This window comes from Verrucomicrobiia bacterium (genome assembly GCA_035629175.1).
In the GTDB taxonomy this organism is placed as follows: Bacteria; Verrucomicrobiota; Verrucomicrobiia; order Limisphaerales; family DASXHY01; genus DASXHY01.
In genome coordinates this window covers 1-25,074 of the sequence record DASPIL010000108.1, presented here as the reverse complement: position 1 = coordinate 25,074, position 25,074 = coordinate 1, and the positions used below count along the sequence as shown (strand labels likewise).

Genomic DNA, 25,074 nt, shown 5'->3' with positions numbered 1-25,074 from the left:
CACGCGATCAGTTGGGGGCGGTGGAGGAAGAACGATCAGTCCGTTGCGGATGCCGCGGGGGACGATGAACTCATTGATGTTGGTGGCCATCAATCCGTGGTTGGAAGTGCCACCCGGAAATGTGTTGGCGTAGCCTGTTCCACGATAACCGCCATTGAGGTAGCCATTGGCGCCGCCCCAAAGGGTGTCGTTGTCCTGATCGCTGAACGACGGGCAGTAAAGGATTTTGCGTCGTGCGCCGTTTTGGGTCAGGGCATCGGCGGCAGCGACGCTGATATCCCAAGGCCAGAATCCGGCATTCATGACTGGCAACTTGTCACGGTTCTCACCCGCGTATAGCTGGCAGGCAATGTTAAACTGGCGCAGGTTGCTGTTGCAGTTGATCCGCTTCGCGCGCTCCCTGGCATGTGCAAGCGCGGGCAAAAGCATTGCCGCGAGAATTGCGATGATCGCGATAACAACCAGGAGTTCGATCAGCGTAAAGGCGTCGTGGCGCGAATTTTCAGCATGAATCGTGGAAGGAGAGGGAGCTGAATCTGCGTTGTGGAATCTCATAGTGTCTGCAGAAGGAAGCGGAAAGCGGCCGCGAAACCCGACAAATTATTTTTGTCGACGAGAACCGCGCCGCAACGCGGCCTCCAGTCTCGTAGCACATGTTTCTCCCGATCAGTCCGGACTGTATCGCCGATTTCCGTGTCGGCAGGGCGGAGGAGTTCACAGTGCGGGTGAAATGCTTCACACGCCGGGTCTGCAACGCGGCGCAGGTTTGGAAACCTGTCCATCCGCCGTAGCTGCTACGGAAAGAGGCAATATAGAAGACTTGGAAGCCAGCACCACGACGGACGCTTCAAAAACATGAACGACGTTAGCCTCGCTACAACTCGGACGTTTCCAACGGCTTCCATCGATGCGATTCGCCGATTGTATCCACCGCTTCCCGCAGCAGGATGCGGGCGAAAACCCAATCAAACCAAAATCCCTCCGATCCGTTCCCTACAACGAGGCCGCGGTTGAAACGGGTCTCGACCGTTTCGCGCAAACGCGAGAGTTCTGCTCGCGCGTGTTCCACCTCTCCCTGGCGAAAACGCAGGATCGTCATCAGGAGCTGCACGTTTACAGCGCGAGCCGGATTTATATTTTGCAAGGCGACCGATTTGTTGCACCAGTCGAGCGCTGTGCGAAGCTCTCCGCGGCGGAACTCGTACATCGCCAGTGAAAACGAGCGCCAGGCTGCGAGGGATCGCTCCACTGTGACACCGCCCTCGAGCGTATGCGCGGATAGTTTCGCCAGCGGCTCCAATCGGTGTAGGAGGTTGCTGCTGGTGGGGGTCAGAAGGCTGATCTTCAACACGCGTTCTGCTGGAAGCGGGTTTGTTGTGCCGGCGAAATGATTGATTGCTTGTTTGCGGAACTCCTCATACCCAGCATCGTCACCCATTTCCAGCAGCACAGGACCGCAGCGGAGATAGTCCAGCGTGGTGATATCCCAATCCTCGGGTTGATTCGCCTGCAACAGGACGCGGAATCTCTGCGCGGCGAATTCCCAACGTCCATGAACGCTGTGCCAGTCACCGAGGGTTCGGAACAATGCGGCATACTCGAGGTTCGGCTCGGCAGCCGGAATTCCCGCGACCAGACGATCCGCCTCCACCAGGTGTTCGCGGCTGAGGAGCACCGTTGCTTCCGTGAGCTTCTGCCGCCGTTCCGCCTCCTGGCGCAGGTAGTCGGCTTCCTTCCTCAATTGAATCTGCTGCTGCTCCGCCTCCACTGCACGCCTCCGCGCCTCGCGCTCGCGAAGGAACAACCATGTGGATGTTCCCAGTCCGGCGATCAATGTCAGCGTGACGGCGGATATGGCCGCGAAGGTCAGCTTGTTCCGCCTGATCATTTTCCCAAGGCGATAGAAACGGCTCGGCGGCCGTGCGAGAATCGGTTCGTTGTTCAGGTAACGCTGCACGTCGAGCGCCAGGCCATTCGCAGTTTCGTATCGACGACGCCGATCCTTCTCCAGCGCCTTCATGACGATCCAATCAAGGTCACCGGCGACGAGCGAAATGAGGCGCGGCGGATCGGCGAGGTGTTGCGCGGCCACTGTTCGAAGCTCCGTTTTCTCAAGCGTGGTCAGGAGCGTTGACGGCGGGCGCGGTTCGCGATCCCGCAACGTGCGCCGCATTGCATCCACGCCCGACTTCATCAGTTCTGACGAGTCAAACGGAGTGCGTCCCGTGACGAGCTCGTACAGCAGCACGCCGAGGCTGTAGATGTCGCTGCGCGTATCGACATCCAGCCCGCTTCGCTCCGCCTGTTCGGGGCTCATGTAAGCAGGGGTCCCAATGAACTGGTCCGCGGCCGTATAGAGCGTGTTGTCCGTGAGCCTGCCCTGGGTCGCCTTGGCAATACCGAAATCGATTACCTTGGGAACGGGAGCTCCATCGTGAAGCGTGATCAGCACGTTGGAGGGTTTGATATCGCGATGAATCACGCCCTTTTGATGCGCATGCTGGATTCCGTGGCAGATCTGGATGAAGAGCATGAGGCGTTCGCGAAGGCTGAGACGGTTTTCGTTGCAGTATTCGGTCACCTTGGTTCCCGTCACGAGTTCCATCACGAAGTAGGGACGCCCCGAATCAGTCGACCCGGCGTCGAGCACGTGGGCAATGTTCGGGTGATCCATCAGCGCAAGCGCCTGGCGTTCCGCCTCGAACCGCGCAATGACGCGCTCGGTATCCATGCCAAGGCGGATCACCTTCAGGGCGACTCTGCGTCGAACAGGTTCCTGTTGTTCGGCGAGGTAAACAATTCCGCAACCTCCCTCACCCAGGCGATGAAGGAGCCGATAACGCCCAATCACAACCGGCGCGGTATCGAGCTCGGAGCATTCCGTCGAGGAACACGCGGCCAAGTCTGCCGGGGTAGCGACTACGGCGCTTGCGTTGATACGAAAGAATTCCTCGGAGGAAGATTGCAGCCGCAGAAGTTTTTCAACGCGCGCTCGCAGCAACGCGTTGCCGCTGCACGCCTGGTCGAGAAATGCTTCCCGAGCGGCCGGATCCTCAATTGCCAATGCGGCATCAAAGACCGCTTTCTCGACCTGTTTCTGTTCAGTCATCCAAATGATGTGCCGTTGTGCTGCCCGCAATTGGGGCGCTTCTCCATCTGAAGAGCGAAAGGGCCAGATCAAAACCGACGCACATTCAGATTTCAGCCTGGATCATTTCGAACAACGAGGCTCGTGCGTAGGCCCATTGCCGTTCAACGGTGCGTTCGGTGATCTCGAGAATGGCGGCCACTTCCTTGTTCGTCAGGCCGCCGAAGAATTTCAGGGTGATGACGCGCGCGCTTTCCGGGTCCTCCTGTTCCAGGCGCTCGAGGGCCTGATCCACAAGCAGGATGCGATCTTCCACCGGCGCGGCAGCGAGGTCGAGTTCGTCGATGGCAATCTTTTCAAAGCCGCCTCCGCCCTTGAGGCTGAGCTTGTGGCGCGCACGATCGACCAGAATCCGCCGCATGGCCTGCGCAGCGGCGCGAAAGAAATGGGCGCGGTCCTGCCAGGTTCGGTTGCCCTCTCGGGAAAGCTTCAGCCAGGCTTCGTGCACGAGGGCCGTCGGTTGAAGCGTCTGGCCCGCAGATTCGCGCCCGAGACGAACTGCAGCCAGCCGGCGGAGTTCGTCGTAAACCAGCGGAAGCAAATCCTCCGAGGCGCGACGATCACCGTTCGCAATCGCATCCAAAACCAGAGTGATCTCGCTCATCGTGCGCGAGTATAGGCAAGCCGCGCACTCTCGGCCAGACGGGGATTGTGCGGAGGAGCGCGGACTTCAGTCCGCTTCAGCGTAATGCGTGGAAGAATCGTGGAATCTGCAAACGCGTAATGGATCCACGCGCCAAATTCGCGTGAACGCAACGCGCTCAGCGCGCCTGCAGCTTCAGGAAGTTCTTCAGAATCTGGCGTCCGTTCTCGGTGAGAATGCTTTCAGGATGAAACTGCACACCCCAGATCGGAAATTCCTTGTGCTTTACCCCCATGATCTCGCCCTCTTCGGTTTCCGCCGTGATCTCCAGGGAATCAGGAATCGAACCGCGTTCAATGACGAGCGAATGATAGCGCGTCGCTGCAAAAGGGTTGGGCATTCCCTCAAACAGATCCTTGCCATTGTGGCGAATCGGCGAGGTTTTTCCGTGCATCATGCGATGATTCACAATGACGTTTCCGCCAAAGGTGTGGCCGATGCATTGATGCCCAAGGCAGACGCCGAACAACGGGAGCTTCGGACCGAATGTGCGGATGATCTCGTTGGAGAGACCGGATTCGCGGGGGGAACAGGGCCCCGGAGAAACCAGAATCCGTTCGGGATTCAGCTCGCGGATCTGGTCGATCGTGATCTGGTCGTTGCGCTTCACCTGCAATTCCACATTCAGCTCGCCCAGGTATTGAACCAGGTTGTAGGTGAACGAATCGTAGTTGTCGATGACCAGGATCATAGTGTTTCGGCCCGGAATGTAGTGCACCGATGGCAGTCCCGGCAAATGGCAAATCGGAATCGGAACTAGCAACATCAGAGCGCCGGCTTTCAGGCGGCTTCACACTCAATATTGCCGGGTGCGGCCGCATGTGTGCAGCGCGTGCATGACCCGTTGCCGAGGTTTTCACTTGCGCTCATGCTCATGGTCTTCACAGAACTCATCAATCATCCTGCTTTTGCCCGCCCGACCGCGTCGTGAGTGCTGAAGCTGTAGTTTGGACAACCAATCCTTTTTCATTTCGTGCCCATGTTCATTCACACCGACTCCTGGTGTCTTTTTTCCATGAGTCAACGACCCTTTCGGCCTCCCCCCAGTTCTTCCCCTCCGGTGTCTTTTAATTTGAGTCAACTCGGGCGCCTCGAGATCGCGGATTTGCGGCTTGCCAAGTGCCGTGCATGAGTCCATGTTGGCCCGCACTTTTCTGGCGGCTGTGTCCGCTGGCATCTCCCGGCCAAACCTATCGCTGTGGAGTCCGTGATTGTATATGAGCAGTGAACAACCGATTGAACTGGAAGGCGTGATTAAAACCGTGCTTCCTGGAACCATGTTTCGTGTGATGCTGGACAACCAGCACGAGGTTCTAGCCCACATTTCTGGCAAGATGCGCAAACACTTTGTCCGCCTCACCGTTGGCGACCGCGTGCGAATGGAAATGTCGCCCTACGACCTCAGCAAAGCCCGCATCACCTTCCGCCTCCGTTAGACCCCGCCCATTGTCCAGCCGGTTTCAGCCGGCTCTCTCTTCCCTGGTTGTTGTGCCGTGGTTCAGATCTTTGAGGCACTCGCCATTTGGGCAATCAGCCGATCGTTGAGTTCCTTGGCCGCATTGAACCCGGACATCTTGAGTTTTGTCTGGAACGCTGCGACCTCGATTAACCGGGCCAGGTCGCGGCCGGGGCGCACGGGGATCGTAATGTGCGGAACATCAATTCCCAGGATCTTCACGAACTCCTGTTCCATTCCGACGCGATCAACATCCTCCACCTGGTTCCACCCTTTGAGTGACACAATCAGATCGACGCGTTTTTTGCTCCGAATGCTCTTCACGCCGAACATCGCGGCGACATTGATGATGCCAATGCCGCGCACCTCCATGTGATTGCGGGTCAATTCCGCGCTCGTCCCGATGACGTCGTGGCCGTCGATGAGCGTCACCTTGGTGATGTCATCCGCAACGAGGCTGTAGCCGCGCTCAATCAAGGCAAGCACGCTCTCGCTTTTTCCAATGCCACTTTCACCGCGGATTATGACGCCAACGCCCAGGATATCCACCATGCTGCCCATTTCCGTGCCGTGTGGCGCGAACATCGTTTCAAGCGCGAGGGTGGCAAGGTTGATGAACTTCATCGTGATCAGCGGAGTCTGAAAGGCTGGAACATTGGCTTCTTCCATCGCCTTTAGAAACTGTTTGTCCGGCATGAGGTCGCGGCTGAACACGAAGCAGGGGATCTTGTAGCCGAGCAACATCTCGTATCGATTCACGCGTTCGTCCGCCGTGAGCGCCTTGAGGAAATAGGCCTCGGCGTTTCCGATGACCTGGATCCTCTTGTTCGCGAAATAGCGGGTGAAGCCCGCAAGGGCAAGGCCTGGCCGATTCACGGTGGGTTCGCGAATGATGCGCTTCAGGCCATTCGCGCCTGCAATCAGCTTCAGGCCAAGGTCATCGGCGTGATCAGTGTAGAACTTCTCGACCGTGACGATGTCGCGTTGGAGGGGCATAAGAGATGGATCACATGTTGAACTCAGGACCGAGATAAATCTCCCGGGCCTTCGGATCGTTTGCCAGAAACTCAGCGCTGCCTTCCACAAGCACCTGGCCCTTGTGAATGATGTAACCGCGGTCGATCAGCTTGAGCGTCTCGCGGACGTTGTGGTCGGTGATCAGCACGCCAAGCCCGCGGTCCTTCAGTCGGCGCACAATTTTTTGCACCTCGTACACGGCGATGGGATCGATGCCGCTGAACGGCTCATCGAGGAGCAGCAGCTTGGGGCTTGTCACCAGCGCGCGCGTGATCTCGAGCCTGCGTTTCTCGCCGCCGCTGAGTTGATACGCCTTGCTGTTGGCGAGTGGCGTCAGGTCCAGTTCCTCAAGCAGGTACTTGAGGCGGATGGCGCGCTCCTGCCTGCCGATCTTCAAGGTTTCAAGAATCGCCAGGATGTTCTGTTCAACGGTCAGCTTGCGAAATACGGAAGGTTCCTGCGTCAGGTAACCAATCCCAAGTCGCGCGCGCCGATGCATCGGCAGGCCTGTAATGTTCCGATCCTGGAAGCGCACCTCGCCCTCGTCAGGTTTTACAACACCCACCACCATGTTGAAAGTGGTCGTCTTGCCCGCGCCGTTGGGGCCGAGAAGGCCAACGATTTCGCCTGCTGCGATGCTGATCGAAACGCCGTTGACGACGCGGCGCTGGCGATACTCCTTGACGAGCTTGCTTGTGGCGAGCAGCGGTGCGGCTGCGGCCGGGGCGCTGTCTGCTTGCGGAACCAGCGTTGCAGTGGAGTCGCTCATGGCGAGTTGGTGCGGCTGCTCCCAAACGGCACCTGCGAGGCGGCATCGTCTTTCATGTTGATGATCGTGCGCTGGCGCGAGCCGAGGACAGTTCCCGTGGTCAGGTTCCAGGTGATCACCTCGCCCATGAATTCGCCGGAGCTCGAAGTGATGTGCGCATCGCCGCTCAAGGTGATGAGCTCGTTCGTGCCCGCGGGTTCCCTGACGTAAGCGTAAACCGCGCGTTCGCCACTCGCGTGGATCGGTTTCCCATCCTTGTCAATGTGGTGGATGATCACGTTCCTGTCGGCCAGCATGTATTCCGGACGCTCTGCGCCTTTCTCCGCGCGGATGGTGAGCTGCTCGCACGTCAGTTTTGCAGAGCCGTAGTTTGCACGGACATTTCCCGTGTAAATCGCAGTATAGTTGGTTTCCGTCCGCAGCTCGGCCTGGTCGCTCTCAATTTCAATGTGATTCGTCGCGGAAACGAGGGAGGCAACCACGCCCGCGGCGGCCGGGGTGGCCTCAGCGGTGTTGGTGGCGGGCGGGGGATTGGCGATCCCGGCCGTTGCGGAGAAATCCTGGGCCGCAGCGCTGGCGATGCCGGAAGCGAGGGCGAGTGTGAACCAAAGAGATTTCATGGCTTGCCAGGGGCTTTCATGGTGGTTCGGATCACCGTACGAACGTCATTCGAGAGCAGGAGGGTTCCATTTGTCATTTGAAGAAAACCACGGCCCTCCATGTAGAACCTGCCGTCGGTCAATTCGACTTGCAGCGTGTTGGTCGAACTGACGGTTCGCTGCATCAGGTTCAACAGGCATTCCGGTGCGCGCACCTGGATTTCCAGGCTTCCGTTTGTATTGAAATGCTTGAGTTGGGGTTCGGTGAAAATGATGAAGCCGCCTGGCTGGGGTTCCGCGCGCTTGCCCTCGAGCGAGGTTTTGATCTGTGTTTCAAAAGGGGCAGGGAAGGTTTCCAGCTGGACTTTGAAGCTGGTTCCCGACACGCGGCTCACCTGTTGCGCACGCGCCAGCCCGGCGATGCAGACGCACAGCGACAGCAGCAGGACGGCGCGCTTCGTGTTACGCGGCATAGTCAGCAACCACCTGTTTCCACTTGTTCTGTGCATTTAATATCATTTCGATCGTTTCCCGCACCGCGCCATGGCCGCCTGCGGCGCATGTGATGTAATGCGCGTATTCCCGCGTTTCAGCCGTCCCATCCGCAACCACGACCGCAAGGCCCGCCCGTTTGAGGACGCAGATGTCGACAATATCGTCCCCGACGTAACACAGGTCCTCCCAGTTTAAACCCGTCTGCTTCAGAATAGTTTCGACCGCCGCGAGCTTATCGTGATCGCTCTGTACCAGGAAATCGATTTTCAGGTCCATCGCGCGCTCCTGCGTTGCCTTCGAAGGGCGTCGCGACACCCAGCCCACCTTGATACCGCAGTGTTGCATGATTCTGAGCGCGAGGCCGTCGCGGATGTTGAAACGCTTGGTTTCCCCGTCCCGTCCCATCCATACGGCGCAATCGGTCAGGACGCCATCGACATCGCAGAGAAATAATTTGATTCGCCGCAATCGCGGCCGGAGCTTCAGTGGCAGGCCAGGGGTAGTCATTTCAGGTGACTCGCGAAATCATGAGCCGCGCGCTGCGTCGGAAACGCGGAGCAGGGCTTTCAGCAGCGCCGGCATGTCGCGAAGCGGAATCATGTTTGGCCCATCGCTCAGGGCGTTATCCGGGTCGGGATGGGTTTCGATGAACACGCCGCTCGCGCCTGCAGCAACTGCGCATTTGGCCAGGACGGGCGCAAACTCGCGCTGCCCGCTGGATCGATCGCCTCCGCCGCCGGGAAGTTGAACCGAGTGCGTGGCATCAAAGATCACAGGAAATCCGAAGCCTTTCATGATCGGAATCGCACGCATGTCCGTCACAAGATTGTTATAACCAAACGTGGTGCCACGCTCCGTCAGCAGGATTTTTTTTGCGCCGGCAGCTTTTGCTTTGGCGGCCACCTGGCCCATTTCGTTCGGCGACAAAAACTGGCCTTTCTTGATATTGACGATCCGGCCGGTTCGCGCAGCTGCCTCGATGAGGTCTGTCTGGCGGCAAAGGAAGGCGGGGATTTGCAGGATGTCCACGAACTCCGCGGCAGACCGGGCCTCGCCGGCGGTGTGCACATCCGTAAGCACCGGGATGTCAAAGCGGTCGCGCACTTTTGCAAGCACCCGCAGGCCCGCTTCGGCGCCAGGTCCACGGAACGATTTTGCCGAAGTGCGATTGGCTTTATCGTAGCTCGCCTTGAACACGAAAGGGACGGCCAGCCTTGAGCACGCTTTTTTGAGAAAAGCCGCCACGTCCATGCAGAGCTGCTCGCTCTCGATCACGCAAGGACCGGCAATGAGGCTGAGGGAGCGAGGCGCATTGAGCGATTTCCACGTGACGGCATCATTAGGCACCGGCAGGTTGTAGCAGGATCAAGCATGCGGGTTCAAGGTTCAAGCGGCGCTGCTGCCGCGGGTTTCCAAGCCCCGTCGAAACCCAGGTTCTGTTTTTCCTCATTAGATTTTTCCAGGGTGCCGCGTACATTGCGGCGGTGGCAGAACCTGTTATGGAAACCAAGTCCGTCACGCAATACTGGGGACTCGAGTGCGCTAAACCTGAGGTGGAAGAGATTGCGGGGCGGCATCGCGGGTAATGGTATTGCGCGCGCCGATCAAGAATTTGCATCCTGCCGGAGATTCCCGGCTCATGCTTTGTTACGTTTCCCCTGAATGATTCCCACTTTCGCACGCCGGTTGTTTCACAGGCCGCGAGTTCGCCGCGCGTTGTACGTTCTCGCTGTTCTATTTTTCGTCGGAACTGTGTGCGGTTGCCGCACGTTGAAATTTTACGGGCAGGCAATCAAAGGCCAGTACCAGATATTTGCAGGCCAGCAACCCGTCGAGGAAGTGATCGCGAATCCACAAACTCCGGCAGTCCTGAAGAGCCAACTCGAACTCCTGCAGGAGCTAAGGCAGTTCGCGCGCGATGTTTTGAAGCTGCCGGTCGATGGCCACTATCAATCCTATGTGGATGTTGGGCGGCCCTACGTCGTTTGGAACGTTCAGGCCGCGCCCGAATTTTCGCTCGAACCGAAGACGTGGTGGTATCCGCTGGTGGGGCGTTTGGAGTATCGCGGATACTTTGCGAAAGATGGGGCTGAGGAAACGGCAGCGCGATTGCGGAGGAAGGGTTTCGACACGTTCGTTGGCGGTGTTCAGGCGTATTCAACACTGGGATGGTTCAAGGATCCTGTGCTGAACACGTTCATCTTTCGCGAAGAAAGTGAACTCGCTGAGGTGATCTTTCACGAGCTGGGACATCAACGGTTGTTTGCGCGGGGCGACACGGATTTCAATGAGGCGTTTGCAACGGTGGTCGGCGAAGAAGGCGCGCGCCGCTGGCTTCATTCCAAATCCGACACCAACGGCCTGATGCGATATGAGGCGTCGCTCAAACGCAACGGCCAGTTCGTCCGATTGATCCTGAAGACGCGTGTGCGTCTGGAACGGCTTTATGGCGATGTCCGCGATGAGGATGGAAAACTGAAAGCTGCGCGTGAGCTGCCAGCCGCGCCCGATCAATTGCGGCAGGAAAAGCAACAGGTGTTTGCCGGCCTGCGCAGTGAGTACCAGCGACTGAAAGAGGAGTGGGACGGGTTCGCCGGCTACGATGCGTGGTTTGCGCGGGAGTTGAACAATGCGCAGCTGAACACGATTGCGAACTACTACGACTACGTGCCTGGATTTGAAGCGCTGCTGCGGCTGAAGGATGGCGACGTCGATGCTTTCTATATTGCCGCAGAGGAGTTATCCGCGAAACCGCGGGAGGAGCGCCATGAATGGCTGCGCAACCTTGCGCAGGTCAAACTTCAGTGAGCGGCGGTTGCGGAGGAACGTCTTCGGGGCGCGCGAGAATCATGCGTGAAACCGCCGGTGGCTCGGCCGCGGAATGAAAGTTCCAAACGCGATCGCGTATCGCATGATCTGCCACCGTGAACCGCTCAATCTGGCGCTGGCGATCGAGCCACGATTCCACTACGTAAGTTTCGACATAACGGCCGGGATGAAACGGATCCTTGAAAAGTCCCCATCGAATCGCGCCATCGCGGCGCCGAACCCGGCCCAGTTCCTGCGCTGCACGCACGAAATCGTCCGCGCGCGCAGGATCAATCTGGAACGTGACGGTAATCAGGACTGGCCCGTCCTCAGGGTTGGGTTCGATCACCACCTGCGGCGCGGATCGACTGAGTGCGACCGTCAGGCGGGCAGGGGAGTGATCCTGCCCCGCAAAATCCATCAGCCGAAACTTTCCGACGACTGCCAGGCTTGCAATCAGCCCCCCGGCGCTTGCCGTGAGCGCGATGGAAGTGCTGGTGCTTTCGGCGACGATTCCCCAGACGACGCTGCCGATGGCCATTCCGCCCTGGAACACGGTCTGATACATCCCGAGCGACCGTGCCTGGACCCATGCAGGAACTGAGAGTTGAACGGCGATATTGAGGCAGGAAGTGGTGCTGGTCCATGCCATGCCGCCAAAGAAAAGGGCGATGACGAGAACGATCCATTGGTGAAACCACGCCATCACGAGCAGCACCAAGGCAAATACCACGCTCGCTGCCGAAACGATGCAATCGGCCGAGAAGCGTCGTCGCAACCGGGGAAACAGGAGCGCGCCAGAAACCGCGCCGACTCCAATCGCCCCGGTCAGAATCCCATAACCCGTTGCTCCACGTTGCACGTTCTCTCTTGCAACCAGGACGAGCAACGCCCACATCGCGCTGACGCCAAAGGTCTGCAGGAAAGAGCGGACGAGAATGGCGCGCATCGCGGGGGCGAACCGCGTGTACCGAAGGCAGGCGCGTATCGAACCTGCGAGCCGTTCCGCAGGCAAGGCACTTGTGAAGTAAGGCGTTCGCTTCCAGCGATAAATCACGACCAGCACAGCGAGGAACGACAGCGCGTTGATCAAAAACACGATTCCCGTTCCAAGCATCACCGACGCAAACGCGGCAACCAGCAGGCCGCCCACGGCGGGGCCTACCGCCCGCGCGATGTTGAACGCGGCGCTGTTCAGCGCGATGGCTTCGGGCAACTCCTTTCTTGGCACCAACTCTGGCACGATCGCCTGCCACGTTGGGCCGTTCATCGCGGTTCCAATGCGCAGCAGAAACGTCAAGGCGAGCAAGGATCCAACGCCGACCCAGCCTCCAAGTGTCAGCACGCTCAATGCTGCCGCAGCGATGAGCATCCATGTGCCCCAGAACAGCAGCAATCTTCGGCGATCAAGGATGTCCGCAGTCGCTCCCGCCGGAAGCCCGAGCAACAACACAGGCAGGTTTGCCGCGGTTTGCATGAGCGCGACGAGAAGCGGCGAGGTGGTGAGCGCGGTCATCAGCCACGTTCCCGCGGTATCCTGCATCCAGCCGCCAGTGTTCGAAACGATCGACGCGAGCCAGCGATCCCGAAAGAGCGGGCGTTTGAGAGGAGCCCATATTGAATGTTGATTGGTAGATGAACCGGGTTCTGTCATGTTCTGATTGGACCAAATTAGCACAGGCCGCCAGTGCAGCCATTCGTGCACCACTTCCGCCCTGTTTGACTGGAGTAATCCCATACCCGGATGGGCGGTTCCAACCCCATGGATTTGTCAAACGGTTTGTCTCAGGATCGCCACCAATCCTATGAAACACGTCGAAGCTCAGGCAGATAAAGTGGACGGTTGGTTGCATCCCAAGGAAGGCCGAATCCTCTACCAGTTGGCGAATCGCTGCACTGGCAGGGGACGCATTGTGGAAATTGGATCCTGGAAGGGGAAGTCGACGATCTGGATGAGTTTTGGTTCAAGGGAAGGGTGCGGAGCGAAGGTTCATGCGATCGACCCGCACACGGGATCGCCTGAGCATTCGACGATGTTTGGCGGCAAGGTTTGGACGTTCGAGGAATTCCAGCGGAACATCGACAACGCGGGCGTCAGCGAAATGATCGTGCCCCATGTGGATTACTCCACCTCGGTTGCGAAGACGTTTAATGACCCTGTGGAATTCATCTTCATCGACGGATTGCACGAATACGAAGGCGTGCGGGATGATTTCGAGGCGTGGTATCCCAAAGTTGTCAATGGCGGCACCATTGCGTTTCACGACAGCACCTGCTGGCCGGGTGTTTACCGTCTCGTGATCGAACGGGTGTTCAAGTCTCGTCATTTTCGCAAGGTGCGCTTTTCCCGATCGATCGTGTACGGTGAAAAGGTTGCGCAGAATACCTTCATGGAGCGCCTTGAAAACCAGGTGTTTCTCCTCGCGTTCCGTTTAGAAGCCTGCTGGCAGCGATGGACCTGGCGCCTGCTGCACAACTACCTGGATTCGGAGTTTACCCGCGCCGCGATCGCCTGGTACAAGCGCAAACGCACATCGGCTCCTCCAGCAGCGGTATCCACTACATCCATTGCAGCCGCAAACACGTCCGCAAAAACCGTGGTGCAGCCCCCGATTCAGACGGCGTAGCATTTCCGCCGCGTGCTTCGGCAAGGCTTGCGCGAAGCGGGGCCAGTTCAGCGAAATAGCGAAATGCCCGCGCGGAATTGTTCCGTTCGCTCGCGATACCCAATCAGGCTCTCGCCATACCCGGTGAAATATTGGGCGTGCAAATAAAGGCTCAACGCCCCATACGGCGGTTGCATGAGCGGGTACGTGGCATCGACAGTCACGCTCCCATCACGCGAGTCATCGCCCAGCCGTCCGAGCGCGGAAACCTGTAATCCGCGTTTCCATCCGATCACAGCGCGCAAATCGACGTAGCCTCGATAGTCTTCGATGTCGGGATTGTCGCTGAGGTCACCCACGTACACCCATGCGCGCGGAGCGAGCGAGAGTTGCAATCCGTCGCCGGAACCAAAGGTGAATCGCGGACGCAGATACGCAATGTTCAGGCTTCTGGAATCAGCCCCATCGCGGCCGTTCGACTCGTGTTGAACGCCGCCTTCCACATCCAACGTGAAGAATCCCTGTGCCGACCTGAAGACTTCTTCCTTCGAAAACAGCACCTCGGGACGATAACTCGAATCGAAGAACGGCGCTGAACGGGAATCCAGGTCCCATAACGATGTTTGCGAATACGCGAGGTGCAAGCCGCCCAGCAACGGCGCGGCTTCCGCCAGCCAGCCATGCTCGTTCAGCAGCCGATACTTGAAGCTGATTTGAAACTTTGCGTTCGGTGTTTTGGTTCCCGCCAGGAAATAGAGCGGCTCGTGTCCGGAAATATGTTCCTTGAAGAACTGGTTCGGTTCGTAATTCCGCGCATTGGCGGCATCCCCACGGCCCCTCAGGAAATACACAAGTCCGCCCGATTGCACGGGCACTGGTGTCTCGGTATTGTCCGCCGCGGCTGAGTAGGTAATCAGCATGCCGGGCACTTCGCGGACGCGGACCGTAATATCGTTCGTGGCGTTGGCAGGCAGGGAGAACTGATATTCCACGCGCGCGAACGTGCCGGGCTGAACTGTTGTATCGGGGAGCGTGCCGACTCGCTGCGCAAGGATGGCAATATCCGCATGGGTGGAGGTCGCGGTGCAATGCAGCTCCACGGGAGGCTGCCAATGGATGGCTTGGGCGGATGGATTGAGCGCAGTGAGCCAGAAGCGAAAGGACGTTGCAGTGGGTCGTGATGCCTCGGGCGACACCGTGAGGATGGGTTCCGCGGCGTGCAGGCTGAAGCCTGTCAACAGCAGCACCACAAATCTTGAAAGCCCGACGGCAAAGTGAGTTCCCATTGACGCACGTTATGCAGCGCAGGCGCCGCATGCAATGCGATCCTGCGGTTCCGGCAGGCATCTTGCCTGCCGTCGAAACCGGGTTTCCAGCCCGGCGGCATGAACGTTAGGCGCGGCCGTGCGCAAGAAAATCCACCGTTGCCCGCGGTTTTTATCGTTTTTGTTCCGGGCGGCGAGGAATCGCGCCCCTCTGCGTCAGGCAGGATGCCTGCCGCTACTTCGCTCCAACCGCCGGCCGCCGGGGTGAGTCACGACTCGTCAAATACTCGAATGGCAGTAATCTTTTTCTGTGCCTCGACTGGAACCCAGGAAAGTAGTGGGAGCCTCACGTGCCTTTTTCCAACGGCACTGGCAACGGTTGCTGCGCATCCGCGAACGCATTCGTTTCAGCGAGGAAGCGTTTCATCTGGTGCTCGCCGGGGGCGTGGGTGTGGTGGGCGGCCTTGTCAACCTTGCGTTCTACTATGCGACGGAATCCGTCAAATTGCTGTTCCTGAGACGGCCGGGAGATCCTTCAGAGGTCGCGGAGATGATGACCGGAATGGAGCGCCTGCTGATCCCAGCGATCGGCGGACTGTGCGCGGGACTCGTGCTGTTTTGGGGACTGCGACTCGTCGGGCCGCAGGGTTCCAGCAACCTGCTTGAAGTCGTCGTTGCCGGGGATGGCCGCCTGCCTTTCCGAACCGCACTCGTAAAGTTCATTTCGTCGATGATGAGCATCAGCACGGGCGGATCGATCGGACGGGAAGGCGGCGTCACCCAGCTTTCAGCAACTCTCGCTTCCAAATGGGGCCAACTCTCAAAATGGCCGCCCTATCGATTGCGCATGCTTGTCGGCTGCGGCGCCGCCTCAGGGATTGCAGCGGCCTACAATGCACCCATCGCAGGCGCAGTCTTCGCCTCGTTGATTGTGCTTGGAAATTTTTCCATGAACCTGTTCGCGCCATTGGTCTTCGCCTCCGTCGTGGCAACAATGGTGTCGCGGAGTTTTTTCGGCATCAAACCGTGGTACACGGTCCCATCATTTGACTTCACCAGCGTGCTTCAGCTGCCGTGGTTCGTCCTTCTGGGTGTGCTTGCCGGAATGCTCGGTGCCGCGTTCCTGTTCCTGCTGCGTTCCAGCGAAACCATGTTCGAGAAAATGAAGCTGCCCATCTACGCGCGGGTGGCGCTCGGCGGCCTTGCGGTGGGGGTCATTGCACAACTGTTCCCGCACGTGTGGGGCAATGGCTACGTGGTCACGAATCAGATGCTGCTCGATCCGATTCAGTTGATTCGTCCTCCGTTCGCAGGAGAGAACCAGCTGCTGCTGGTGCTGGGCGGTTTGCTCATCGCGAAGCTGCTTGCCACCGTGATCACGGTCGGCTCGGGGGCCGTGGGCGGTGTCTTCACACCCACTCTTTTTCTCGGCGCCAGCCTGGGCGCCGTGTTTGGAATGGTCCTGCACGAGGTCGGTGGCGCAAAGGATCTTCCCGTTGCGGCGTTCGCGCTCGTCGGCATGGGAAGCACCCTTGCCGCGACAACGCGGTCGCCGCTGCTTGCCATCATCATGATCTTCGAGATTTCACTCGATTATTCCCTCATGCCCGCGCTGATGCTTGGCTGCGTCGTCTCAATCCTGGTTGCCGGGCGGTTCGTGGCGGAATCTGTTTACACGGAGCCGCTGCGCCGCAAGGGACTGAACGTGCGGCAGGACAGCACCGATCCTGGCGCAGCGACGGAGCGCATTGTGGCTGATGTCATGCAGGCGCCTGTGGCGCCCGTTCGGGAAAATGCAACTCTCGCGGCGATTGCGGAACGTTTCCTGAGCAGTCCGAATAATTTCCTGCCCGTTGTGGATGGGCGCGACCAGTTGATCGGCGTTGTCGCTTTGCACGATCTCAAGGAATACCTGAATGGCGGCGCGGAATTGAAGGCCATCATTGCATACGATGTGATGCGCCCGCCGCCGCCATGCGTGACACCCAACCAGCGTCTGCTGGATGTTTTGCCGGTCGTCCTCACGAGTGAACAGCGCAATATCCCCGTCGTCAGCACCTTGAAGGAGAATCGCCTCGTCGGCGCACTCGCCCGCGCGCAGGTGCTCAGCCTCTTCTCGGAAGCCATCGCGGCGAGCAGCAAACCCGACGCGTAGGGAATCCCCGCGGGTTCTCCTTTGGTTCCATTCAACGCAAGGCAGGAAGGCCCAGCGCCATTGCAAGCAACCAGATCAACAGGACTGCGGCAGGTTTTGTGAAGCCGCGGCGCACCAGTCGATGCGACAAGTGGTTGGTGTCGCCGATCCAAAATGGTTTCCGCGCGGCCGTGCGCAGGAGCACTACCCAGCACAGATCGGCCAGGGGTATCGCGAGAATGAACAACGGGCTCAGCACCGCCCACGCGCGGGGCGCTTCAGGCGTGTGAAAATGCGGCAGGATGGCGAGCACTGCGAGCAGATACCCAGCGAGGTGGCTTCCGGAATCTCCCAGGAAAGCGCGGGCTCGAGGATAGTTGTGCGGCAGGAAACCCACGAGTGCGCCGCAGGTGAGCGCCGCAATCAAGCCCACCAGATACTGGCCCGCGCCTGCCGCAATGACCGCAAAGAAAGCCGATCCAATCGCGCCAAGGCCCGAGCAGAGGCCATTCATGTTGTCCATGAAGTTGAAGGCGTTGATCACTGTGAGAATCCATAACACCGTGATGGTGCAACTGAAGATCACGCTCGGCACGAACAGCGTGATCCGGATACCCGCTGCCGCAACCAGAAGGGCGACGACTGTTTGCGCTCCAAACTTCAAGGCTGGCTTCAATTCATGTTTGTCGTCCCAAATGCCAACCAGCAGCATTCCAATCGCGCCGAGAAAAATGGCGGCCAATTCCACGGATCGAACGCGAAGTCCATGGCTCAGGCGTCCGTACAGATCAGCATCCAGCATTGCCGGAGCAATCAGCAGCAAGCCGAGTGCGGTGACTGTCGGCACGATCAGGCCCGTCATCACTGCCAATCCTCCAGCGAGCGGAACGGCTGCATTATGGATCTTGCGTTCGCCAGGGTCATCCACGAGCCCGCGCCGGATGCAAAAGCGCCGCCAGAGTGGCAGGGTGGCAAAACACACCGCAAACGCCGCCGTAAACGCCCCCAGGTAGAGCACGTTGAAACTCACGGCGAAATTCCTTTTTCGCGGGCAAGCCTGCGATACACCTCGGCTTGCTGGCGCACCATGTTTTCAACGGTGAAATTTTCGGCCACAAGTTCCTGTCCCCGTTTTCCCAAAACCGCACCCAATCCAGGATCCTGCGCCAGCTTGAGCAAACATTGCGTCACTGTCGCAATCGCTCCCACATCCACCAGGAAGCCCGTCTGGCCGTTCATGCAGACTTCGTTGGCCCCCGCGAAATTGTAGGCAATGATCGGTTTGCCGGCGGCGAGCGCTTGCGGCAGTGCGCGGGACAACGCCTCGCGATACGACAGGTGCGCAACGCAATCCATCGCGCTGATGTAACCAGGGACGTCGGCTGGAGCGGCCAAGCCAGTGAAGGTCACACGGTTTGCAAGGCCAAGTTCCCGCGCCTGGGTTTCCACCTGTTGACGCAGCGAGCCGTCGCCCACGAACAGGATGCGAGCGTTCGCCACATGTGGCAGGAGATCCCTGACGGCACGAAGCAGGTCGCCATGGCCTTTCAAGGCAGTGATGCGGCCAATCTTTCCGATCACAAAGTCGGCAGGTGAAAATCCAAGACGTGCGCGAAGCGCGGCGGCATCCGGTACATTCCGAAATGCATCCACGTCAAACCCGCTGAACACCCGCGTGTATTGCGCTGGGACGCCGATTCCTGCGGACAGATAAAGGTCGGTCATCGCCTGCGCCGAACAGAAAAAGTGATCCGTGAACCGGGCGGCATAGCGTTCCGCGGCGGTGAACACAGCGTTGGCGAGCGCTCCCTGGAAGGGTCCAAATGATGGGCCGTGGATATGGTGAATAACGATCGGCACCCGGGTCCTGGCGGCGGCCATGCGACCGAGGATGCCTGCCTTGCCGCTATGGGTATGCACCAGGTGGGGACGCGTTTGCTGGAAAATGCGCGTGAGACGGCGGAGCGCGATCCAGTCCTTCCATGGATGCACGGGGCGCACCAGTTCAGGGACAAGGGCCAGCAAACCCGGAACATCGGCGACTTCCGATTCCATCGAACCTTCGGGCCCGATGGATGGACCTGAAATCAGTTTGAGGTCGAATCCGGGTTGCTGCCGCAATCCGTGAACCGACGCGATGGTGTTTTCCTGTGCGCCGCCGACGACGAGCCGCGTGATGACGTGAGTGATGCGCATGGCAGCGCTTCGATCACGGCGATGCGGCTGGCGACGGCGATGGCGGTCGCAGTTCGCTGATGCGGCGGCTCAGCAAGTGAGCCTGTTGGGAATCGACAGGAGTATTGCGCAGGCAGAACTCGAGGTGCTGGAGCGCGGTATTGGTGTCCTTGCGCCGGACGGCGAGCTCCGCCAGGCCCGTGTGAACATCGATGGAGTTCGGGAACACCTTGCTGAGTTGCGTGTAATCCTTTGCGGCTGCGTCCAGCTGGTTGACGTTCAGGAGCGCCATTGCGCGATAGAGTTGCGCGCCATAGTTCGTGCTTTGGAGCGACAAAGCCTTGTTAAGCGGTTCGAGTGCAGCCTGAAATTCGCCGGCCTGAATCTGGAAGACGCCCTTCGTAACCAGCGCGGAAATGTTGTCGGGCCGGACTTCCAGCAGTTGATTGATCGACAGCATCGCGTTCGTGTAGCTGCGGAACACCTTTGAAATTTCGAGCGCGGTGGTGATGGTCTGCAAGTCGGTGGGATTTTGCTTCAAGCTGTCGCGCACCAGCTGGTCCGCCTGTTCGCGCCTGCCACTGACATAGAGTGCGCCGGCCTCGGCCTGCAACATGTCGATCTTGCGAATGCCGAGCTCGGCAAGTTCCGCCTGCCGCTGGCGCAGCACAGCCAGCAATTCGGAGGCGCGGGCAGGCTGCTGGGTGATCACGTAAAGCCGCGACAGCCAGAAGGCGACCTGCAGGTTTCCGGGAAGCACCTGATACACACGTTCGACGGCATGCGTCGCCTGGCGAAAATTATTGCCCTGGGCGAAACCCATGCCGATGACGAAACTCAGTGTCGGGTCATCAAATGGGCCGGTGTCGCGCATGACCTGTTCCCAACTGCGATAACGCCCGAGCTCTTCCTCCATCGATTTTGGCGGGCGCAGCTCGGCGGGGCGGCCCGCCTGAAGATCGGCGTTGAAGGCCAGGTTCTTCTCTGCGGCGAGATTATCGGGAAACAACCGCAGCGCGGACTTGAAATGGCCTTCGGCCTCGCGCACGCGGTTGGCTCGTTGAAGATTGACGCCCCACGCGTTCTGCACCTGGGAATAATAGCTTCCCAGCACGACGGCAGTTGCGTTCGGCTGGAAACGCAGCTGCAACTTGTTGCGGAGGACATCCGAGAACGACTTGTTGGTGGACGCGGCCGGCGGCGCGATAAAGGGCACGAGCCGATCCAGAGCGGCCTGATGACTCGTCCAGAATTGTTCGTTCGCCGCAATCTCTTCTCCAGTGACGGGCGAGATGTAGGGGGAGTTTGTGGTGAAGCGAACCAGTTCCATCGTTATGCCATGCGGACGCCGGTCGAACATTTCAAAATAATAGCCGAAGCTGTAATGCAGGTAGCGGACTGGCCGGGCTTCCGAAAGCCGATGCATGATGTTGATCATGACGCCGGGCTTCACTTCTTCCTTTGACTGCGGTTTTACCACCTCCGGCCAGGCTTCCCCATATCGCTGCTTCAATGCTCCGTGGTATCCCGGAACGGTGAGCAGTTGAGTATCGATGAAAAGGCGCTTGCCGGGCGCACGAGCCACCGCAGCCTGGGCGAGATAAGTCCGGCGCGCGTCATCGCTGAGCACAACGGCATTTTCCGGAAGGTCACGGACCAGTTCCGCAGCGTATTCGCGAAGCGCCGGACCGTTCGTCATCCGGATCTGCGGGAGGTTGCGGACACAAAGTCCTGCCCCCGTAATCACAAGCAGCGCGGCAACAGTGCCGATCGTCACCTTGTGCAACACACCCTGCATCGGCGAGGAACGCCCCATCCGATCCACCACGGGCCTTGAAACCAACAGAAAATATCCCGTCAGGTAACCCACGCTCAGGGCGCTAAGATAGACCAGGACCGACATCGAGTATCCGAGCCGGCGGGGGCTGAATACCGGATCGAGCGCAAGCCACAGACAAAACAGGAGGAGCGCGCCGTGGGCGAAATGAAAGATCCACCGTGTAATCATGCTGCCCATGCGGCTGGGATCACCGAAATTGGAAGGCCAGCGGATCCCGATGATCAACACCGGGAGCAGTGAAGTAAACGCAAGCAGGGCCAGGACGCTGGGCCGCCCCCCGCCCATGAAATGCATGAAGGCCTGCTTGTCCGCAGTCAGGTTCACCTTCAAGGCATTCCAGAAATTGTACAGCGGCGCGCTGGATAGCACGTGAATCGCAGGCAGGAGCAGATATAAAAGCATTCCCGCTATGCCGCAGGCGATCATCCGCATGAAGAAGCGCGGCTGAAAAAATTCGAAACCCTTGATCCAGACAACCGCCACAACGAACCCAGGGAACAGCACGAACAGCGGCCAGTTGTTCGCCATCCCCAATCCCATCACAAGAGCCGCTCGCAGCAGCCATGAGTCGTTCTCACTGATCCGATATTCCAGGAGATTGCGCACGACATACGCCAGCAACAGCAGATCCAATACGTCGCTCGATCCTGTCGTGGAATTTTCCCAGACCGTCAGCTGCAATCCGCACACGACCACGGCGAAAACCGGCGGGATCCAGGCAAGCGGTCCGCTGAGCAGCGGGACGCGTCCCTTTTCCCGCAGCCGCTGATCGTGCGTGCGGTCGCGCGGCAGCAGAGCCACGGCCCGCGCGAGCAGCGCCAGTGCGAGTGATCCGCAGGCGACCGAAAACAGATTGTGGGCCCATGGAACGGTTTCAGGCGGCAGCCAGCGGAACGGAAAGGTGAGAACATAGAACAACGGCAATGTCAGCTCGGGCCCCCAAAGCCATCCCGCGCTGCGCGACACTGCGGAAAGATTGTTCAACGACACCCAGTGATTGAATGTCAGGAGGTAAACCAGGAGGGCGCCAGCACCCAGGATCCATGGCAGGCGAGCGGCAACAAAGCTTCGTTCGGGGCTGGTCTTGTTAGGCTTCGTCATGGGCGGCTAAAAGTGGGGTAACGGACATTCGATTTGCAAGCAGTTTACGGCACGGCAACGGCCGGGAACCCATTGCGCGCAGCGTTCTTCCAATGGCGGAATCCTCGACTCGCGAGGCCGGTTTACGAGGAGCCATCGTTCCCCGCAGCGGGTGCGCCAACCCTGTTTGTTTCACCGTTGCCGGCAGGTTGCGGCAGTCGCACATTCAGCCGCAAATCCGCAATGCACTCCACGTGCTGCGTCTGGGGAAACATGTCGAGCGGAACCACGCGCACCAGCTTAAAGACATCGCCGGAGCATAAAATGTTCAAGTCCCGCGCCATGGTCGCGGGATGGCACGAGACATAGATGATTTGCGACGGTCCCTGCTCGCGCAGCAGTTGCAGTGTGTCCGGCCGGCAACCCTTGCGCGGCGGATCCAGGAGGACCGTGGTGGTGTCTGCATGGAATTTCCCGAGGATTTCGGGAACGATTTCCTCAACTGGACCCGCGATGAATTCGCCGTTCAATGCTCCTCGCGCGCGGGCGTTGTTGCGCGCCGCCTTGATCGCCATGTGATCAAACTCGACCCCGATGAACGACTCGACCGAGCTGCTCAATTCAATGCCGAAAAAGCCAACGCCGCAGAACAGATCGATGAGATGCGTTGACCCGCTGTCGCCAAGCAATTGCCGCACGACCTTAACCATTTCAGGCAGCAGGAAAAAATTGTTCTGGAAGAACGAGTCGCGAGGAACCTCCCATCCTTCCGGCGGCAGGCGCAACACCACCTTGATGCCGCCCTTGGGCGGCGGATTGGCACGGACCTGGCGGATTTGATCGCTCACCGCGGGTTCGGCGATTTTGCATTCGGTGATGTCCTCAACCAATCCGCAGTCCCATCGCACGAATCCGATGTTCAGCCGTTGTTCGGGTTTGTTCCATTGGCTGCGGATCATCACGCGATTGCGATAGCCGTAAGGATTGGGGCAGGGTACGACGGGGGAGATGTGATCGCGCGGGATCTTGCCAATGCGTTCGAACAGGTCGCAGATCTGTTTGTGTTTGATGCGGAGTTGCCCGGCGTAGCTGAGGTGCTGGTACTGGCAGCCGCCGCACGCGCCGAAATACTGGCAAGGTGGCGAAACCCGTTCCGCGGAGGCCTGCACCACCCGCACCAGCCGCGCGCGGCCGAAACTTTTCTTTAGTTCGGTGATCTCGGCCTCGACAATCTCACCGATGGCGACGAACGGCACGAACACCACCAACTGTTCCAGCCTGCCGACGCCCTCGCCGCCAAACGCAATGTCGGTGATCTGAAGTGTTACAATATTTCCGGGCGCAATAGACACCAGCGCAGGTTAGAAACGAACGGCCGCAGGAAAAGTTTTTTCGAAGTTCCCGTGCTTTGAGTCGGCGTCATTCCGGGAGCGAATGCGGGTTTTGCAGTATTTGACGCCGGCGCTAAGTTCCCTTGAATAGGTTTATCCCGGGGGACGTCGGAAACGGCACGGGCAATCTGTCCTTCACTGGCGATGAAAAATTGGGTTTCGTTTTTGTTCTGCGCTCTGCTCGGCCTCGGAATGCTCGCCTGCGGGCTCCTGGTGCCGTCGCACTTGCGCGCCGTTGACGACACCGTGCTGGAGCGTGCCGCGCTCGATTCTCCTGGATTCGTGGGGCAGGGGCTCGCGTTGGTGTACGAGCGCAATCTGGGGGCCGCGCAATTGATGTTCAAGGCGGCTGAGGAGCGTCGAATACCGCGTCGTGAACCGCTGCAGCGCGCCCTGATAGAGCTCGCGCGACAGGATCCAATGTTGCGCAAGCACGGGTTCATTGATGAGCGATCGGTCGGCCAGGTGTTTCAGAACAGCGGCACAACGGCGGCGCCGGCTGGCGCGTTTGAAACCGCTGCGGAATTCCTCATTCGTGCCGAAAACCGGCAGGCCGCGTTGCAGGCGCTGGAAAATTCCGAGAGCGCCGTTGTCCGCGATTTGTTGCATTTTCGCACCATGACCAACACGACGCTGTTTCCCGCGTCTGGAACATCGTCAGGCCAGGCCGTGGACGCTGCGCTTTGCATGACAGGGCTCCTGCTTGAGGGCGGCCATGTGCATCCAGGCTTCAGCAACAGCATCGGCCGGCTCGCAGTGGGCGCGAACGCCGGGAAGTCTGGTCCGCTGGAACAGGTGCTTCTCGACATGTTGTCGCTCGGCCAGCGATTCAATTGGGGCCAGCTGCTCGCGTTTGTGGGCCAGATCTCAAACCCAGAAACGTTGCGCCTGCTTGCCAATCACGTGCGAACCGAGGAAGGCGCCCGCGCAGTGATATTCGCTGCGGTGCAGGTTTCCGCCAATCCCGCGGGAGTGGCGCGCTATCTCAGCACGTTTGGAAAAACGGGGGCGGCCGATCTCGGGCAGTCGCTTCGTTACGGCTTTGCAGGCATGAACGAGTTGCTTGAACGAAACCAGCGCCTGCACGTGTCGCGGTTCGAGCCCCTGTTCGTGCAATTGAGCTTGCGCGCACCGTTGCTCGGATTGACGGTGAAGTGGCTCTTGTTTTTTGCGGGTGGATTCCTGCTCTCGATTGCCGTGCATTTCGCGCTGCCGCGGCCCGCATCGCTGGAGCGTCCGCTGCAGGTGGGCGGCATTTTCATTGCGCGCGCCGTGCTCTTTGGATTGGGTTCGTTGCTGGTTCTGCTGCTCGTGAGCGAGCCGTTTCTCGCTCAGGAAAGCCAGAAAGTGGAGTTTCCATTTCGCGTGCAGCTGCCCGGTTTGGGCAGCGCAGCGCCAGCCGGCCAGCCCAACCCCGTCACCCCGTTTATGAACCCTGAAGTCCTGATCACAATGTTGATCTTCTTCGTCCTGCAGGCGCTCCTCTACATCGTCTGCCTGGTGAAACTCGCCGAAATCCGCCGCCAGAAAGTGGTGGCGCGAATGAAGCTGAAGCTGCTCGAGAACGAGGAACACCTCTTCGATGCAGGCCTTTACCTCGGCTTCCTCGGCACGATCATCTCCCTTATCCTCGTGTCGCTCGGCGTGT

At 59.2% G+C, this 25,074-nt stretch carries 21 protein-coding genes; 5 read left to right on the top strand and 16 right to left on the bottom strand.

The window, feature by feature from the left end:
- The 4 genes from VEH04_21050 to VEH04_21035 form a co-directional block, all read right to left on the bottom strand.
- Window positions 1–555: prepilin-type N-terminal cleavage/methylation domain-containing protein (locus VEH04_21050; GenBank protein HYG25266.1), on the bottom strand; the 555-nt coding region annotated here is incomplete at its 3' end.
- 319 nt (window positions 556–874) lie between these two features.
- The gene (locus tag VEH04_21045) at window positions 875–3,109 is read right to left on the bottom strand and encodes a serine/threonine-protein kinase (GenBank protein ID HYG25265.1); all 2,235 of its coding nucleotides are present in this window, start codon (window positions 3,107–3,109) and stop codon (window positions 875–877) included.
- Between the two features lie 85 nt (window positions 3,110–3,194).
- Window positions 3,195–3,752, bottom strand: coding sequence for a sigma-70 family RNA polymerase sigma factor (locus VEH04_21040; protein ID HYG25264.1), 558 nt, complete (start codon window positions 3,750–3,752; stop codon window positions 3,195–3,197).
- Between the two features lie 157 nt (window positions 3,753–3,909).
- Window positions 3,910–4,482, bottom strand: a complete 573-nt coding sequence (locus VEH04_21035) for an aminodeoxychorismate/anthranilate synthase component II (protein ID HYG25263.1) — start codon at window positions 4,480–4,482, stop codon at window positions 3,910–3,912.
- 526 nt (window positions 4,483–5,008) lie between these two features.
- On the opposite strand from VEH04_21035, the gene infA reads away from it, so the two are divergent.
- Entirely contained in the window at window positions 5,009–5,227 is a 219-nt protein-coding gene (gene infA, locus VEH04_21030) for a translation initiation factor IF-1 (protein ID HYG25262.1), read from the top strand.
- A 62-nt stretch (window positions 5,228–5,289) separates the two neighbouring features.
- Here the strand turns inward: infA and hprK are convergent, their stop codons facing one another.
- From hprK to kdsA, 6 genes are read right to left on the bottom strand one after another with little or no spacing between them, the layout of a single operon-like run.
- Window positions 5,290–6,243 (bottom strand): HPr(Ser) kinase/phosphatase, encoded by a 954-nt coding sequence (gene hprK / locus VEH04_21025; protein HYG25261.1) that lies wholly within the window; start codon window positions 6,241–6,243, stop codon window positions 5,290–5,292.
- A gap of 10 nt (window positions 6,244–6,253) precedes the next feature.
- The gene (gene lptB / locus VEH04_21020) at window positions 6,254–7,033 is read right to left on the bottom strand and encodes an LPS export ABC transporter ATP-binding protein (protein ID HYG25260.1); all 780 of its coding nucleotides are present in this window, start codon (window positions 7,031–7,033) and stop codon (window positions 6,254–6,256) included.
- Window positions 7,030–7,653, bottom strand: a complete 624-nt coding sequence (locus VEH04_21015) for an LptA/OstA family protein (protein ID HYG25259.1) — start codon at window positions 7,651–7,653, stop codon at window positions 7,030–7,032. The genes lptB and VEH04_21015 overlap by 4 nt, the downstream gene beginning before the upstream one ends.
- Window positions 7,650–8,105, bottom strand: a complete 456-nt coding sequence (locus VEH04_21010) for a hypothetical protein (protein HYG25258.1) — start codon at window positions 8,103–8,105, stop codon at window positions 7,650–7,652. The genes VEH04_21015 and VEH04_21010 overlap by 4 nt, the downstream gene beginning before the upstream one ends.
- Complete coding sequence (locus VEH04_21005; protein HYG25257.1) at window positions 8,095–8,634, bottom strand: HAD hydrolase family protein; 540 nt, start codon at window positions 8,632–8,634, stop codon at window positions 8,095–8,097. The genes VEH04_21010 and VEH04_21005 overlap by 11 nt, the downstream gene beginning before the upstream one ends.
- Before the next feature lie 18 nt (window positions 8,635–8,652).
- The gene (kdsA, locus tag VEH04_21000) at window positions 8,653–9,474 is read right to left on the bottom strand and encodes a 3-deoxy-8-phosphooctulonate synthase (GenBank protein ID HYG25256.1); all 822 of its coding nucleotides are present in this window, start codon (window positions 9,472–9,474) and stop codon (window positions 8,653–8,655) included.
- A 315-nt stretch (window positions 9,475–9,789) separates the two neighbouring features.
- On the opposite strand from kdsA, the gene VEH04_20995 reads away from it, so the two are divergent.
- Entirely contained in the window at window positions 9,790–10,935 is a 1,146-nt protein-coding gene (locus VEH04_20995) for an aminopeptidase (protein ID HYG25255.1), read from the top strand.
- Here the strand turns inward: VEH04_20995 and VEH04_20990 are convergent.
- Window positions 10,922–12,589, bottom strand: a complete 1,668-nt coding sequence (locus VEH04_20990) for an MFS transporter (GenBank protein HYG25254.1) — start codon at window positions 12,587–12,589, stop codon at window positions 10,922–10,924. The genes VEH04_20995 and VEH04_20990 overlap by 14 nt on opposite strands.
- A 151-nt stretch (window positions 12,590–12,740) precedes the next feature.
- On the opposite strand from VEH04_20990, the gene VEH04_20985 reads away from it, so the two are divergent.
- The gene (locus tag VEH04_20985; protein ID HYG25253.1) at window positions 12,741–13,562 is read left to right on the top strand and encodes a class I SAM-dependent methyltransferase; all 822 of its coding nucleotides are present in this window, start codon (window positions 12,741–12,743) and stop codon (window positions 13,560–13,562) included.
- Window positions 13,563–13,609: 47 nt separating this feature from the next.
- Here the strand turns inward: VEH04_20985 and VEH04_20980 are convergent, their stop codons facing one another.
- Window positions 13,610–14,827, bottom strand: coding sequence for a phospholipase A (locus VEH04_20980; protein HYG25252.1), 1,218 nt, complete (start codon window positions 14,825–14,827; stop codon window positions 13,610–13,612).
- 316 nt (window positions 14,828–15,143) lie between these two features.
- Between VEH04_20980 and VEH04_20975 the strand changes: the two genes are divergently transcribed.
- Window positions 15,144–16,961 (top strand): ClcB-like voltage-gated chloride channel protein, encoded by a 1,818-nt coding sequence (locus tag VEH04_20975; protein ID HYG25251.1) that lies wholly within the window; start codon window positions 15,144–15,146, stop codon window positions 16,959–16,961.
- Between the two features lie 31 nt (window positions 16,962–16,992).
- Here VEH04_20975 and VEH04_20970 read toward each other — a convergent pair whose 3' ends face one another.
- The 4 genes from VEH04_20970 to VEH04_20955 form a co-directional block, all read right to left on the bottom strand.
- Entirely contained in the window at window positions 16,993–17,970 is a 978-nt protein-coding gene (locus VEH04_20970) for an MraY family glycosyltransferase (protein ID HYG25250.1), read from the bottom strand.
- Window positions 17,967–19,136 (bottom strand): glycosyltransferase, encoded by a 1,170-nt coding sequence (locus tag VEH04_20965; protein ID HYG25249.1) that lies wholly within the window; start codon window positions 19,134–19,136, stop codon window positions 17,967–17,969. The genes VEH04_20970 and VEH04_20965 overlap by 4 nt, the downstream gene beginning before the upstream one ends.
- A 13-nt stretch (window positions 19,137–19,149) precedes the next feature.
- On the bottom strand, window positions 19,150–22,056 hold the full coding sequence (locus VEH04_20960) for a DUF2723 domain-containing protein (protein ID HYG25248.1): 2,907 nt from the start codon (window positions 22,054–22,056) through the stop codon (window positions 19,150–19,152).
- Window positions 22,057–22,178: 122 nt separating this feature from the next.
- Window positions 22,179–23,387, bottom strand: a complete 1,209-nt coding sequence (locus VEH04_20955) for a class I SAM-dependent RNA methyltransferase (GenBank protein HYG25247.1) — start codon at window positions 23,385–23,387, stop codon at window positions 22,179–22,181.
- 183 nt (window positions 23,388–23,570) lie between these two features.
- Between VEH04_20955 and VEH04_20950 the strand changes: the two genes are divergently transcribed.
- The coding region (locus VEH04_20950; protein HYG25246.1) for a hypothetical protein at window positions 23,571–25,074 on the top strand (1,504 nt) is incomplete at its 3' end.

Excerpts from the sequence above, each read along its gene's own strand:
- VEH04_21045 (HYG25265.1), bottom strand. The coding sequence starts at position 3,109 with ATGACTGAACAGAAACAGGTCGAGAAAGCGGTCTTTGATGCCGCATTG.
- VEH04_21035 (HYG25263.1), bottom strand. The coding sequence starts at position 4,482 with ATGATCCTGGTCATCGACAACTACGATTCGTTCACCTACAACCTGGTT.
- VEH04_21010 (HYG25258.1), bottom strand. The coding sequence starts at position 8,105 with ATGCCGCGTAACACGAAGCGCGCCGTCCTGCTGCTGTCGCTGTGCGTC.
- VEH04_21015 (HYG25259.1), bottom strand. The coding sequence starts at position 7,653 with ATGAAATCTCTTTGGTTCACACTCGCCCTCGCTTCCGGCATCGCCAGC.
- VEH04_20990 (HYG25254.1), bottom strand. The coding sequence starts at position 12,589 with ATGACAGAACCCGGTTCATCTACCAATCAACATTCAATATGGGCTCCT.
- infA (HYG25262.1), top strand. The coding sequence starts at position 5,009 with ATGAGCAGTGAACAACCGATTGAACTGGAAGGCGTGATTAAAACCGTG.
- VEH04_20980 (HYG25252.1), bottom strand. The coding sequence starts at position 14,827 with ATGGGAACTCACTTTGCCGTCGGGCTTTCAAGATTTGTGGTGCTGCTG.
- VEH04_20960 (HYG25248.1), bottom strand. The coding sequence starts at position 22,056 with ATGACGAAGCCTAACAAGACCAGCCCCGAACGAAGCTTTGTTGCCGCT.
- VEH04_21005 (HYG25257.1), bottom strand. The coding sequence starts at position 8,634 with ATGACTACCCCTGGCCTGCCACTGAAGCTCCGGCCGCGATTGCGGCGA.
- VEH04_20965 (HYG25249.1), bottom strand. The coding sequence starts at position 19,136 with ATGCGCATCACTCACGTCATCACGCGGCTCGTCGTCGGCGGCGCACAG.
- lptB (HYG25260.1), bottom strand. The coding sequence starts at position 7,033 with ATGAGCGACTCCACTGCAACGCTGGTTCCGCAAGCAGACAGCGCCCCG.
- VEH04_21040 (HYG25264.1), bottom strand. The coding sequence starts at position 3,752 with ATGAGCGAGATCACTCTGGTTTTGGATGCGATTGCGAACGGTGATCGT.
- VEH04_20995 (HYG25255.1), top strand. The coding sequence starts at position 9,790 with ATGATTCCCACTTTCGCACGCCGGTTGTTTCACAGGCCGCGAGTTCGC.
- VEH04_20985 (HYG25253.1), top strand. The coding sequence starts at position 12,741 with ATGAAACACGTCGAAGCTCAGGCAGATAAAGTGGACGGTTGGTTGCAT.
- hprK (HYG25261.1), bottom strand. The coding sequence starts at position 6,243 with ATGCCCCTCCAACGCGACATCGTCACGGTCGAGAAGTTCTACACTGAT.